At 71.2% G+C, this 11908-nt stretch carries 13 protein-coding genes; 4 read left to right on the plus strand and 9 right to left on the minus strand.

Features of this window, described 5'->3' with window-relative positions; translation table 11 throughout:
• Positions 1-24 precede the first annotated feature (24 nt).
• Positions 25-465: a RidA family protein gene (locus ACZ5SK_RS19240; RefSeq protein WP_334576269.1), complete on the plus strand. Its 441-nt coding sequence runs from the start codon at positions 25-27 to the stop codon at positions 463-465.
• Here the strand turns inward: ACZ5SK_RS19240 and ACZ5SK_RS19245 are convergent.
• From ACZ5SK_RS19245 to ACZ5SK_RS19270, 6 genes are all read right to left on the minus strand, one after another.
• The gene (locus ACZ5SK_RS19245; protein ID WP_334576270.1) at positions 462-1130 is read right to left on the minus strand and encodes an ABC transporter permease; all 669 of its coding nucleotides are present in this window, start codon (positions 1128-1130) and stop codon (positions 462-464) included. The two genes, ACZ5SK_RS19240 and ACZ5SK_RS19245, sit on opposite strands and share 4 nt — an antisense overlap.
• Positions 1127-1843 (minus strand): ABC transporter permease, encoded by a 717-nt coding sequence (locus ACZ5SK_RS19250; RefSeq protein ID WP_334576272.1) that lies wholly within the window; start codon positions 1841-1843, stop codon positions 1127-1129. The genes ACZ5SK_RS19245 and ACZ5SK_RS19250 overlap by 4 nt, the downstream gene beginning before the upstream one ends.
• A complete protein-coding gene (locus ACZ5SK_RS19255; RefSeq protein ID WP_334576273.1) occupies positions 1840-2994 on the minus strand; it encodes an ABC transporter ATP-binding protein in 1155 nt (384 codons plus the stop codon). Before ACZ5SK_RS19255 ends, ACZ5SK_RS19250 begins: the two co-directional genes overlap by 4 nt.
• 273 nt (positions 2995-3267) lie before the next feature.
• Entirely contained in the window at positions 3268-4002 is a 735-nt protein-coding gene (locus ACZ5SK_RS19260; protein ID WP_334576274.1) for an FAD:protein FMN transferase, read from the minus strand.
• A 1-nt stretch (position 4003) separates the two neighbouring features.
• Positions 4004-4405, minus strand: a complete 402-nt coding sequence (locus tag ACZ5SK_RS19265) for an FMN-binding protein (protein ID WP_334576276.1) — start codon at positions 4403-4405, stop codon at positions 4004-4006.
• 10 nt (positions 4406-4415) lie between these two features.
• Positions 4416-5753 carry a ferredoxin reductase family protein gene (locus tag ACZ5SK_RS19270; RefSeq protein ID WP_361705350.1) on the minus strand — a complete coding sequence of 446 codons (1338 nt, stop codon included), beginning with the start codon at positions 5751-5753 and terminating at the stop codon, positions 4416-4418.
• 152 nt (positions 5754-5905) lie between these two features.
• Here ACZ5SK_RS19270 and ACZ5SK_RS19275 point away from each other — a divergent pair, with 152 nt between their 5' ends.
• From ACZ5SK_RS19275 to ACZ5SK_RS19285, 3 genes are all read left to right on the plus strand, one after another.
• Positions 5906-6598 (plus strand): response regulator transcription factor, encoded by a 693-nt coding sequence (locus tag ACZ5SK_RS19275; RefSeq protein ID WP_334576278.1) that lies wholly within the window; start codon positions 5906-5908, stop codon positions 6596-6598.
• Positions 6595-8130, plus strand: a complete 1536-nt coding sequence (locus tag ACZ5SK_RS19280; RefSeq protein ID WP_334576280.1) for a sensor histidine kinase — start codon at positions 6595-6597, stop codon at positions 8128-8130. Before ACZ5SK_RS19275 ends, ACZ5SK_RS19280 begins: the two co-directional genes overlap by 4 nt.
• A 215-nt stretch (positions 8131-8345) precedes the next feature.
• The gene (locus ACZ5SK_RS19285) at positions 8346-9353 is read left to right on the plus strand and encodes a lysylphosphatidylglycerol synthase transmembrane domain-containing protein (protein WP_334576281.1); all 1008 of its coding nucleotides are present in this window, start codon (positions 8346-8348) and stop codon (positions 9351-9353) included.
• Between the two features lie 20 nt (positions 9354-9373).
• Here the strand turns inward: ACZ5SK_RS19285 and msrB are convergent, their stop codons facing one another.
• The 3 genes from msrB to ACZ5SK_RS19300 all read right to left on the minus strand — a co-directional run bounded on the left by msrB (position 9374) and on the right by ACZ5SK_RS19300 (position 11742).
• Positions 9374-9781 (minus strand): peptide-methionine (R)-S-oxide reductase MsrB, encoded by a 408-nt coding sequence (msrB, locus tag ACZ5SK_RS19290; protein WP_334576282.1) that lies wholly within the window; start codon positions 9779-9781, stop codon positions 9374-9376.
• Positions 9782-9799: 18 nt separating this feature from the next.
• The gene (gene murC / locus ACZ5SK_RS19295; RefSeq protein ID WP_334576284.1) at positions 9800-11179 is read right to left on the minus strand and encodes a UDP-N-acetylmuramate--L-alanine ligase; all 1380 of its coding nucleotides are present in this window, start codon (positions 11177-11179) and stop codon (positions 9800-9802) included.
• 89 nt (positions 11180-11268) lie between these two features.
• Positions 11269-11742, minus strand: a complete 474-nt coding sequence (locus tag ACZ5SK_RS19300; protein ID WP_334576285.1) for an indole-3-glycerol phosphate synthase — start codon at positions 11740-11742, stop codon at positions 11269-11271.
• Positions 11743-11908 lie beyond the last annotated feature (166 nt).

Genomic DNA, 11908 nt, shown 5'->3' on the forward strand with positions numbered 1-11908 from the left:
CCCCGCACCGGAGTTGTCCGCGTCATGAGCCATGACGACAGTCACGACGACCGTACGATCACCAACCCGCCCGCGCTGCACGACCCGACGCCCTTCGGCTACAGCCATGCCGTGTCGGCGCCCGGTGAACTCGTCTTCCTCGCGGGGCAGTACGCGTCGGACGCGTCCGGCGCCCCCGTGCGCGGCGACTTCGCCGCCCAGGTGGAACTGGCCTTCGACCGGCTGGAGTCGGCCCTGGCCGGGGTGGGTCTCGGGCTCCAGCACGTCGTACGGCTGGGTACGTTCATCGTCGACCACGACCCCGGCAAGCTGGCGGCACTGGGCAAGGCGCTGCACGCCCGGTTCGGCGAGCGCCTGCCGGCGCAGACCCTCAGCGGGGTCGCCTCGCTGGCGCTGCCCGGCATGCTGTTCGAGGTCGACGCGATCGCCGTACGGCCACCCTCTCCGAGCCAGGACCTGTCCTAGTTGCTTCTGCGCACCCCCGGGGAGACCGCCGTCTTGGTCGCCGCCCAGAACACCGCGAGGGTCACGAGTGCCAGGCCGGCGACCAGGGTGGCGCCGCCCACGACCTTCTCGTAGTCGTGCTGGTAGAGGCCGTCGACGATGTAGCGGCCGAGGCCGCCGAGGCTGACGTACGCGGCGATGGTGGCCGTGGAGACGATCTGGATGGCCGCCGAGCGCAGGCCGCCGAGGATCAGCGGGAGCGCCACGGGCAGTTCGACGCGCAGCAGGACGTCGGACTCGCGCATGCCCATGCCTCGTGCGGCGTCCACGGGCGACGGATCGACGGAGCGCACCGCCTCGTAGGTGGTGACCAGGATCGGCGGGACGGCGAGGACGACCAGCGGGATCATCACGGGCAGCATGCCGAACCCGAGGACGATGGTCGTCACCACCAGCAGGCCGAAGGTGGGCAGTGCACGGCCGGCCGTGGCGACGAGGGAAAGGATGTTTCCGCCGCGTCCGTAGTGACCGGTCACCAGGCCGATCGGCAGCCCGATCACGGCGGCGAGAGCAAGGGCTTGAACGGAGTACTGGATGTGTTCCCACAGGCGGGTGGGGATTCCGTCGTAGCCGTGCCAGTGCGCGCTGTCGCCGAAGAAGGCGTTGACGAAATTGAGTACGTTCACCGGGCTGCGTCCTCCAGGGCGGGCACGGCCGGATCGGGCCGGACGCCGGTGGTCTTGGACTTTCCGACGCGCACACCGCTCGGCATCCAGGGGGTGAGCAGGACGCGCACCACGACGAGCAGGGCGTCCGCGAGGACCGCCAGGGCGGCGCTGGTGATCACGGAGTTCCAGGCGAGTTCCGGCCGGTTGTAGATCTGCGCGTCGTGCAGCAGGTTGCCGAGCGCGCCCTGGTTGCCGATCAGCATGCCGACGCTGACGAGGCTGATGCTCGACACGGTCGCCACCCGCAGACCGGCGATGATGGCGGGCACCGCGATAGGCAACTGGACCTGGATGTAACGGCGTACGGGTCCGAAGCCCATGGCGGTGGCGGCGGCGAGGGTCTCCTGCGGCACCGAGCGGACGCCGTCGACGATCGCCGGGACGAGCACGACCAGGGTGTAGACCGTGAGCGGGATCATCACCGTCAGTTCGGTCTGCCCCGTGTAGTCGATGAGGACGACGAAGAAGGCCAGGGACGGGATGGCGTAGAGCACCGTCGTCACCCAGAGCACGGGCGGGTACAGCCAGCGCAGCCGCACGCACAGCTGGGCCAGCGGGAGGGCGAGGATCAGCCCGCCGAGCACCGGCAGCAGGGCCTCGCGCAGATGCAGCCCGATGAGGCCGAACCAGTCGTGCTGGAGGTCGCTGGGGATGTCGAAGAAGCGGTTCACCGGATAACTTTCTGCGCGGTTTCCGCGGTGGTCGGCCGTTCCTCGCGCCCTGCCGCGTGGGCGCCGCGGATGGCCTCGCCGATGGCCGCCTGCGAGACGACTCCGGCGGCCCGGCCCTCGGCGTCCACCGCGACGGCCCAGCCGGTGGGCGACAGGACGGCACAGTCGAGCGCGGCGCGCAGCGAGTCCCGTCCGGCGACGAACGGCCGCCCGTACGGCAGCAGTCGGCCGGCGTCGATCTCTCCGGCCGTCAGTCCGGCGGGCTCGCTCCAGCCGAGCGGACGCCCGTCCACTCCGGTGACGAGGAGGTAGGGGGTGTCGGCCGTACTGCGGGCGGCGATCTGCTCGGCGGTGGCGTCGATCGCGACGATCGGCGCGGTGAGCAGCTCCAGGCCCTCGGAGGAGAAGAACGACAGGCGCCGGATGCCGCGGTCGGCGCCGAGGAAGTCCTCGACGAACGCGTCGGCGGGGTCGGACAGCAGCTCGGCGGGCGGCGCGAACTGGGCGAGCCGACCTCCGGTGCGCAGCACGGCGACCATCGTGCCGAGCTTGACGGCCTCGTCGATGTCGTGCGTGACGAAGACGATGGTCTTGCCCAACTCGTCCTGGATACGCAGGAGTTCGTCCTGGAGCCCCTTGCGGACGACGGGGTCGACGGCGGAGAACGGCTCGTCCATGAGCAGCACCGGCGGGTCGGCGGCGAGCGCCCGTGCCACGCCGACGCGCTGCTGCTGGCCACCGGAGAGCTGGTAGGGGTAGCGCTTGGCGAACGAGGCGTCGAGCCCCACCCGTTCCATCAGCTCGCGGGCCCTCGCGCGGGCCTTGTCCTTGCTCCAGCCGAGCATCCGGGGCACCGTGGCGATGTTGTCGACGATCGTGCGGTGCTGGAAGAGGCCGGCGTTCTGGATGACGTAACCCATGGACCGGCGCAGGGTGTTGACCGGTTGCTGACGGCTGTCGACACCGTCGATGAGGATCGTGCCCTCGCTGGGTTCGACCATCCGGTTGATCATCCGCAGGGTGGTCGTCTTGCCGCAGCCCGAGGGGCCGACGAGCACGGTGATCGAACGGTCCGGTATGTCGAGGGAGAGCCGGTCGACCGCCACCGTGCCGTCCGGGTATCGCTTGGTGACTGAATCTATCCGTATCAAAGCGCCGAATACCCTTCGGGTCTGGCATTTTCTGCCCGCTCTCGACCACGCGAGTTCGGGCCGTTGCGGGGAGAGTCTAGACCGACTACCTGGGTGGGCCGCCGGTAACACCGGCGGCCCGCCTTTCCGTTTGCTCTGGACCCGCCGAGACCGGTCAGCGGCACCGCCGTTGGTCCGGTCGGGGTCGGTTTCCCCGTCCCGATGTCCACGCGAGGACCGCCGCGCTCCACCCGAGGAGCCAGACGGCCGCTCCCAGCGCCGCCGCCTCGACGCTCATGCTGCCGCCGCGCCCGCCGTGGGGAATCCGGCCGTGCGCAGCACGCGCCCGCCGGGCAGTACGGCGTACACCTCGCAGCCGTCGCGCTCCGCCGCCCACTCGACGCCCTCCGCGCCCATGGCGAAGGCGGCCGTGGCGACGGAGTCGGCCTCGGTCAGGGTCGGGGCCACGACGGTGAGGCTGTCGAGGCCGGCGGCGGGGCGACCGGTGCGGCCGTCGAGGATGTGGTCGCCGCGCTCGTAGCGCGCAGAGGTCGCGACCGCCGCGTCGGTGAGGTCGAGGACGGTGCACAGCTTGTCGGCGATCTCGGGGTGCCGTACGCCGACCCGCCACGGCCCGCCCGACACGACCACGTCGCCCCCGGCGTTGAGGCAGAACCGGCCGAGCCCGGCGCCGGTCAGCAGTGCGGCCGCCCGCTGCACGGACCAGCCCTTGACGACGGCGCAGGGATCGAGGCCGCGGCCGGGCAGCCGGACGTCGAAGGCGCCGCCGGTGGCCACCCGGTACCGCTCGCAGATGGCGAGGACCTCCACCAGGTCGGCGCTCAGCTCGTCGGCCGACAGCTCGCCCCGGTCGTACCGGGACACCTCGCTGTCGGCCTTGAACGGGCTGAACCGGGCGTCGACCTCGCGCAGCCAGGCGAAGACGGCATCCCCGGCCTCGTCGGGGACGACGGTGTCGTCGACCCTCAGTGAGACCGGAAACCCCATGACGTGTTCGACGCGGCGCACGTCAGGCGCCCTTCGCGTCGATGGCCGCCTGGAGGGACTCCTTGTAACCGTTGCTGGTGAGCGTCGCGCCGGAGACGGTGTCGATGTCCGCGCTCTGAGCCGTCAGCGTTTCCGCGATCAGCTTCGGCACCGCCGCCGTCGTCTGCGGATGGTTCGGCTGCTTCAGCATCTTCACAGCCGTGATCCGGCCGCCCTCGTAGGTCACCTGGACCTGGACGTCGCCCTTCTCCGTGGTGACGGTCGTACCGGTGATGGTGGTCGAGCCCGAGGAGGAGGTGGAGGAGGACACGGAGGGCGTCGAGGCGGCCTCGGTGGTGGACGTCGTACCGGTCGACGGCTCGTAGCGCCAGACCGGGATCAGGCCCGCCACGGACAGGACCAGGACAGGTATTGCTCGCTTCACGTCGTCTCTCTCATCCCGCCAGGCTGAAGCGCTCGAAATGGATCTGCGTCTTGGGCACGTCGAGCTCGCGCAGGGTGCCGAGGACCGCGTTCATCATCGGCGGCGGCCCGCACAGGAAGACGTCCCGCTCCGCGATGTCCGGCACGAGGGCGGCGAGTTCGCGCGGCGCCAACCGGTCGGGCACCGGCGGCCCGGTGACCAGGTGCAGTTCGGCGCCCTTGGCGACGGCGAGGTCGCGCAGCTCGTCGTAGAGGACGGCGTCGCGCTCGCCGGCCACCCGGTAGATGACCACGGCGTGCCCGTGGATCTCCTCCAGCAGCGCCCGGATCGGGGTGACGCCGACGCCGCCGGCGATGAGCAGGGACTCCGGACGGGTGCGGTGCATCGCGGTGAAGGCGCCGTAGGGGCCCTCGGCGAAGACCCGGGTGCCGGGCTTGATGTGGCGCAGGCCCGCGGAGCCGTCGCCGGCCGCCTTCGCGGTCAGACGCAGCCGGGTGCCGTCGGGGGCGGCCGACAGGGAGAAGGGGTTCGCCTGCCACCAGCGGTCCTTGGTCACGAACCGCCACAGGAAGAACTGGCCGGCCCGGGCGGGCAGCCGGTCCAGGTCGCGCCCGGTGATGTACACGCTCACGACGTTGTCGGCCTCGGGGACGACCGCCTCGACGCGCAGTTGGTGGCGCCAGTTGCGCCACAGGGGCAGGGCCAGCCGGCCCAGGAACACCGAGCCGAGGGCGACGCCCCACACGGTGTACCAGTACGCCGTGGCGGCGGAGGACGCGGTGAACGTGGTGCCGGCCGCGACCTGGTGGGTGAAGGCCAGCACCACGGCGACGTAGGTGTACAGATGGATGAAGTGCCAGGTCTCGTAGGCGAGGCGACGGCGGGCCCAGCGCGCGGAGACGCCGCCGATGACCAGGATCAGCACCAGGGCGACCGCCGCGCGGAAAACGCCTTCGACGGTCTCCGCGAGGTCCACTAGCTGGCTCACCGGGTTCATCGAGGAGGACTGGGCGTAGCCGAAGGTGATGAACACCACATGCCCGACCAGCGTCCACAGCAGACCGAAGCCGGTCCAGCGGTGCCAGTTGGTCAGCCGGTCCATGCCGATGCGGCGGTCCAGCCAGGGCAGCCGGGCCACCAGCAGCAGCTGGAACGCCATCAGCAGGGCGCCGTACAGGCCGGCGAAGCGGCCGATCACGACCAGCGCGTTGGAGGCGAAGCCGGCCTGGACGGCGAAGACGGTCACGACGGCCGCGTTCGCGGCCAGCACGGCGTACAGGCCCGTGCGGGCCACTACTTTGGGACGTATCGCCGTGGGGGGGACGGGAGGCGATTGGACGGTCGTCACGGACGGAAACTCCTAGATCGGGTCCTCAGAACACAGAGCTTGTCCGTGCTTCGCTGTCGTTTTCCTGTCGTACAACTTTCAAGATCTTATCGATCGGGGTGTGAGTGAGACGCGGGTCTGGCGCCGGGGGGTGGGTGGCGCACTATGTGGAGGTGGAAAAAGTACGACTCCTCGTCGTGGACGACGACCCGCCGATCGCCGATCTCGTGGCGACGGTCGCCCGCTACGAGGGCTGGGACGCGGTCACCGCGAACTCGGGTGCGGAGGCGCTGCGCCGCGCCGCCGACTTCCATCCCGACATCGTGGTGCTCGACCTGATGCTGCCCGACATCGACGGTTTCGGCGTGCTCGACCGTCTGCGGAACACCGGGACGATGGTGCCGGTCGTGTTTCTCACGGCCCGTGACGGGGTCGCCGACCGGGTCGCGGGGCTGACCCGGGGCGGCGACGACTACCTGGTGAAACCGTTTGCCGTGGAGGAGCTGATGGCCCGGCTGCGGACCGTGCTGCGGCGCAGCACCGGCCCCGGTTTCCAGCGGTCCGTGCTGCGGGTGTCGGATCTCACGATGGACGAGGACACCCGGGAGGTCCGCCGCGGCGGAAAGCTGCTGACGCTCACCCCGACCGAGTACGAGGTGCTGCGCTATCTGATGCGCAAGTCCCCGACCGTGCTCACCAAGGCGCAGATCCTCGATCATGTCTGGGAATACGGTTTCGGCGGCCGTTCCAACGTCGTCGAGCTGGTCGTCAGCCGACTGCGCCGCAAGCTCGACGCGACGGGCGACGACCCGCTGATCCAGACGGTACGCGGTTTCGGATACGTGATCCGGCAGGCGGCCGAGTGATCGGCCGACTCTGGCAGTCGTATCGCAGACTGCGGCTCGGCACCCGGCTGGCACTGGGGCTCGGCGCACTGTCGCTGGTGGTGTTCGCGGTGGTCGGCACGGCCATGACGACCTATATGCGGGACTATCTGTCGGCCCAGCTCAACGATCAGCTCGCGATCGCCCAGGTCGCGCAGTCCAAGAGCATCGTGGACTCCGGCTCGCTGACCGGGAAGAAGTACTGGGGCTGGTACTACGCCGTGTACGACGTGCGGGACGGCGAGCCGGTGCTGCGCAAGCCCGAGGACCCCGGTGACGTGCCCGAGGACATCGACGACCTCACCGCCCTGGCCAAGGCGCAGTTGGGCGCCGAGACCGAGCTGGTGCGCACCGCGCAGCTCGCGGGCAAGGGCGAGTACCGGCTGCGCGCCTGCGAGGTGGAGCCCGGCGTGCTGCTGGTCAGCGGCGCGCCCATGGACGACCTCGAGGACACCGTCCAGCAGTTGATCACGATCCAGGTCGTCACCTTCGGCCTGGCGCTGCTGGCCCTCGTGGTGTTCGGCCGGGCGCTGCTGCGACGCGGCCTGAAACCGTTGAGCGACATGGCGCACACCGCGCACGGCATCGCCTCGCACGACCTCAGCGAGTCGGCGTCCCGCCTCCCTCTGCGGGCGGACGCGCCGGGCGGCGGCCCCGAGGTGGAGGAGCTGCGCACGGCCTTCAACACGATGCTGGAGCACATCGACGGCTCGCTCGCCGTGCGCGCGGAGGCCGAACAGCGGCTGCGCCGTTTCGTCGCCGACGCCTCGCACGAGCTGCGCACGCCGCTGATGTCGGTACGCGGTTACGCGGACCTTTTCCAGTACGCGGCCGCCAACGCGCCCGAGGAGCGGGACAAGCACCTGGCCCGGCTGCGCGCCGAGGCCGCCCGGATGGGCTTCCTCCTCGACGACCTCCTGCTGCTGGCCCGCCTGGACGCGGCCGAGGTGGAGACGCCCCTGCGGATGGAGAACGCGGACCTGGTCGAGCTGGTCGAGCAGGCGACCGACGCGTTCCGCGCGAGCCACCCCGGGCATCCGCTGACGGTGTCCCCGGGCCCGGCGGCCGTACCGCTGCGGATGGACCCGCACCGCATCCGCCAGGTCCTGGACAACCTCCTCACCAACGCGGATGTGCACACCCCGGCCGGGACCCCGGTCTGCGTCGAGGTGACCCTCACCGCGGACACGGCACAGGTCCATGTGACCGACAAGGGCCCGGGCATTCCGGCCGCCGACCGAGGACGCGTTTTCGACCGTTTCTACCGCGTCGACAAGGCCCGCAGCCGCGACCGCGGCGGCAGCGGCCTCGGCCTGTCGGTCGCCCGCTCCCTGGTACGGGCCCATGGCGGCTCGCTGGAACTGGGGGACGCGCCGGGGGCGACGGTGTTCACGATGACCCTGCCGAGGGCACCGGACGCGGATCAGCCGACGAGCGCCGGCCGGGCAGCCCTGCGCAAGCAACGCCCCGGCGGTGCTGCGGGCCGGGTGAACCTCGGGGGAGAGCCGGGATGAACTCGTAGGGGTTCGGGCAGAAATCCCACAGCCTCACCGCGCCTCCCCCGCCTCACCGCACCGCGGTCGCCCTTCGGCCCGCACTCCGTCGGCTTCCGGACACCGCACCGTCACACCGGAGGGGAACGACACCCCCGTCCCCCTCCCCAGACAGGCCCAACCCCGATCCGTCAAGCCGCCGCGCGCGGTCACGACGCGGAAGGACGACGTGCGCCGTGTCCCTGCTGCCCCTCGACGATCCCGCGACCCCGCCCCCGCTCCCCGTCGCGGACGACCGCCCCCGCCCGCTGACCTCCACCGCCACCCGCCGCGCCCTCAGCCTGCTCCCGCTGCTGCTCCTCGCGGTGTGGGCGGCGGTCGACTGGCACGCCGTGCGCGACGGCACCGCCCGCCTGGCCACCGCCGATCCCTGGTGGCTGCTGGCCGGGCTCCTCTTCACCTACCTGGGCGCGGTCGCCGCGGCCTGTGTCCGCCAGGGCGCGGTCCTTGACCGGTTGCCGCCCGGCCTGCTGGTGGCGTCCCAGATCGCCGCGGGCGCCGCGAACCACGTGCTGCCCGCGAGCATAGGCGCGCACGCGGTCACCCTCCGCTTTCTGCAGCGCCAGGGCGTCCCGCTTCCCCGCGCCAGCGCCTCGATCGGCCTGTACTCCCTGGTCAGGGCCGTGGCGAAGACGCCTGTGGTGCTGGTGTTCCTGCTCGCCGCGCCCGATGCCGTACCCGCTGCCCGACTCCTGCCGGAGGGCAGGACGTTGCTCCTGGCAGCCGTGGGCCTGTTGCTGGCCCCCACGGCAGCAGCGTTACTGCTCGCTCTCGTACGGCCGCTGCGCCGTCCGGCCCTGGACTTCGTGCGTACGGGCCTGACCGACGTCCGGCGGCTGCACACCCGCCCCTCCCGTTTCCTGCCCCTGTGGGGCGGAGCGCTCGCGGCGCCGTTGATCCAGGCGAGTGTGGTGGCCTCCGTGGGGACGGCGCTGGGCGTCCCTCTCTCCTGGCCGCAGCTGCTCTTCGTGTACCTCGCGGCGAGCACCGCGGCGGGGGCCGTCCCCGCGCCGGGCGGGATCGGCCCGGTCGACGCGGCCCTCGTCCTCACCCTGGCCGGCTACGGCACCCCGCTGAGCCTTGCCACGGCGACGGTCCTCGGCTACCGGATGCTCACGGTCTGGCTGCCCCTGCTGCCGGGCATGCTGGTGCTGTCGGCGCTGGTGCAGCGCAAGCACCTGTGAGCCGCGCCGGCAGCCCCTGTTCAGCTCTCGTCCGCCGCCAGCCGCAGCGAGATGCTGTTGATGCAGTACCGCTGGTCGGTCGGGGTCGGATACCCCTCCCCGGCGAACACGTGCCCGAGGTGGGATCCGCACCGGGCGCACCGCACCTCGGTGCGCACCATCCCGTGGGTACGGTCCTCGATCAGCTCCACCGCGTCGGTGTCCTTCGGGTCGAAGAAGGACGGCCAGCCGCAGTGCGACTCGAACTTGGTCTCGGAGGTGAACAGTTCGGCGCCGCAGGCCCGACAGGAGTAGACGCCCGTCGTCTTGGTCTCGGTGTACTCACCGGTGAACGCGGGCTCGGTCGCTGCCTGGCGCAGCACGGCGTACTCCGCCGGGGTCAGCTCCGCCCGCCACTGCTCGTCCGGCTTTTCGACGTCGTACGACATGAGCTCAGCCCCTCAGCTTCACAGACGGTCCAGAATGCGCGGGCCCAGGTCCGTCACGTCGCCCGCGCCCATGGTGAGAACGAGATCACCGGCCTTCGCCATTCCCGCGATCACGGCAGGCGCCTCGTCCTTGTCGTGCACGGCGGTGACGTCCGCGCCCGCCGCCCGGGCCGCGTCGATGATCAGCGCGCTGGTCACGCCCGGGATCGGGTCCTCGCGGGCGGGGTAGATGTCGAGGACGACGCAGGCGTCGGCCAGCGCCAGGGCCTGGCCCATCTCCTTGCCGAGCTCCTGCGTCCTGGAGAACAGGTGCGGCTGGAAGACGACGAGGATGCGGGCGTCGCCGACCGCCGCGCGCATCGCCTCCAGGTCGGCCGTCATCTCGGTCGGGTGGTGGGCGTAGGAGTCGATGACCTGGACGCCCGCCGCCTCGCCCTTGAGCTGCAGTCGCCGCTTGACGCCGGTGTACGCGGCCAGCGCGGGGGCGAGTTCGGCGGCGGGGACGCCCAAAGCGACGCCCGCGGCCAGCGCGGCGACGGCGTTGTGCGCGTAGTGCCGGCCGGGCACCGAGACCGTGAAGGTGAGCTCCTCGCCGTCCAGCAGGACGCTCACCTCGCTCTTCAGCCCTTGCGGGACGACGGACAGGACCCGCACGTCGGCGTCCTCGGACTCCCCGTACGTCACCACCCGTACGCCCTCGACGCGCCGCGTGAGTTCCCGGGCGCCCTCGTGGTCGGCGGTGATCACCAGGGTGCCGCCGGGGACGATCTTCTGGGCGAAGGTCTCGAAGGACTCGTAGATCTCCTCCATCGAGGCGTAGTTCGCGTGGTGGTCGAGCTCGACGTTGAGGACGATGGCGACCTCGGGGGCGTACTTGTGGAAGCTGCGGTCCGATTCGTCCGCCTCGGCGACGAAGATCTCGCCCTCGCCGTGCAGCGCGTTGGAGCCGGGCGCGTCCAGGTCGCCGCCGATCGCGTACGACGGGTTCAGCCCCAGCTCGGACAGCGACACCGCCAGCATGGACGTGGTGGTCGTCTTGCCGTGCGTGCCGGCGACGGCGATCGGCCGCAGCCCGTCCATCAGCCGGGCGAGCGCGTCCGAGCGGTGGACCACCGGGATGCCCAACTCGGCCGCGCGGGTCAGCTCCGGGTTGTCCGCGCGGATCGCCGACGACACGACGACACAGCTCGCGTCGTCGGCGAGGTGCTCGGCGGCATGCCCGATGTGCACGGTCGCGCCGAGCGCCCGCAGCGCGGCGGCGGTCCCGGACTCCTTGGCGTCGCTGCCGGCCACCTTCGCCCCGCGCTGGGCCAGGATCTTCGCGATCCCCGACATCCCGGCCCCGCCGATGCCGATGAAGTGCGGTCGGTCCATGGCGGTAGGAAGGCCGGGTGCCATGCGTTGTCTCCCAGGGTGCGTTACGGCGAAGAGTGCGCCCCCACCCTATTCCGCAAGGGCCGTCCCGGCCGACTCAGGGGATTTCCTGCCTACGCCTTGCTGTGCGAGAAGAGTTTCAGCACCGGCACCCCCACCCGGTGCCGAGCCCGGGACGCCCAGTCCCGGTGGAAGAACTCCTCCACGTAGTGGGGATCGGTCAGGACGATCACCTCGTCCGCCTCCACCTCTCCGACCAGGGACTTCAGCGCGTCCAGCGGATGGTCCTCGACCAGGCTCCCCACCGCCTCGTTGCCGGCCGCGTGCAACGCCTGGAGGGACACCGCAAGCGCCCGCTCGCCGAACCCCTTCGCCGCCTCCCCCTCCGGCGTCTCGCGCTCCCGCGCCGCCTCGTCCAGCTCGCCGAGGGCCACGTCGTCGATGGCCCGCAGCAAGCGGTCCGCCTGGTCGCCCCGCGGCTGGAGCAGTACGTGGAAGGAGACCGGCTCGTCCCCGTGCAAGGTGCTGACGAACTCCACGTCGGCGGACGTCAGGGCCTTCTCGATCATCAAAACGCTTGTGAACACCAGCGCCCCATTCTCCTTCGAGGACCCCCGTGGCCCTCTCTCCTCCGTGGGCCGTTCGCGACCCTGCGGAAACCATCCTTCCCCGTGCTCGCACGGGGACTGCGAGATTCAGTGTGCCCTTCGGAAGCTAAACGGAACGGCTGATTCCGCTGATTTCAGGACCATC

The organism is Streptomyces sp. NPDC031474, from assembly GCF_055581185.1.

Excerpts from the sequence above, each read along its gene's own strand:
- ACZ5SK_RS19240 (WP_334576269.1), top strand. The coding sequence starts at position 25 with ATGAGCCATGACGACAGTCACGACGACCGTACGATCACCAACCCGCCC.
- msrB (WP_334576282.1), bottom strand. The coding sequence starts at position 9,781 with ATGTCGTACGACGTCGAAAAGCCGGACGAGCAGTGGCGGGCGGAGCTG.
- murC (WP_334576284.1), bottom strand. The coding sequence starts at position 11,179 with ATGGCACCCGGCCTTCCTACCGCCATGGACCGACCGCACTTCATCGGC.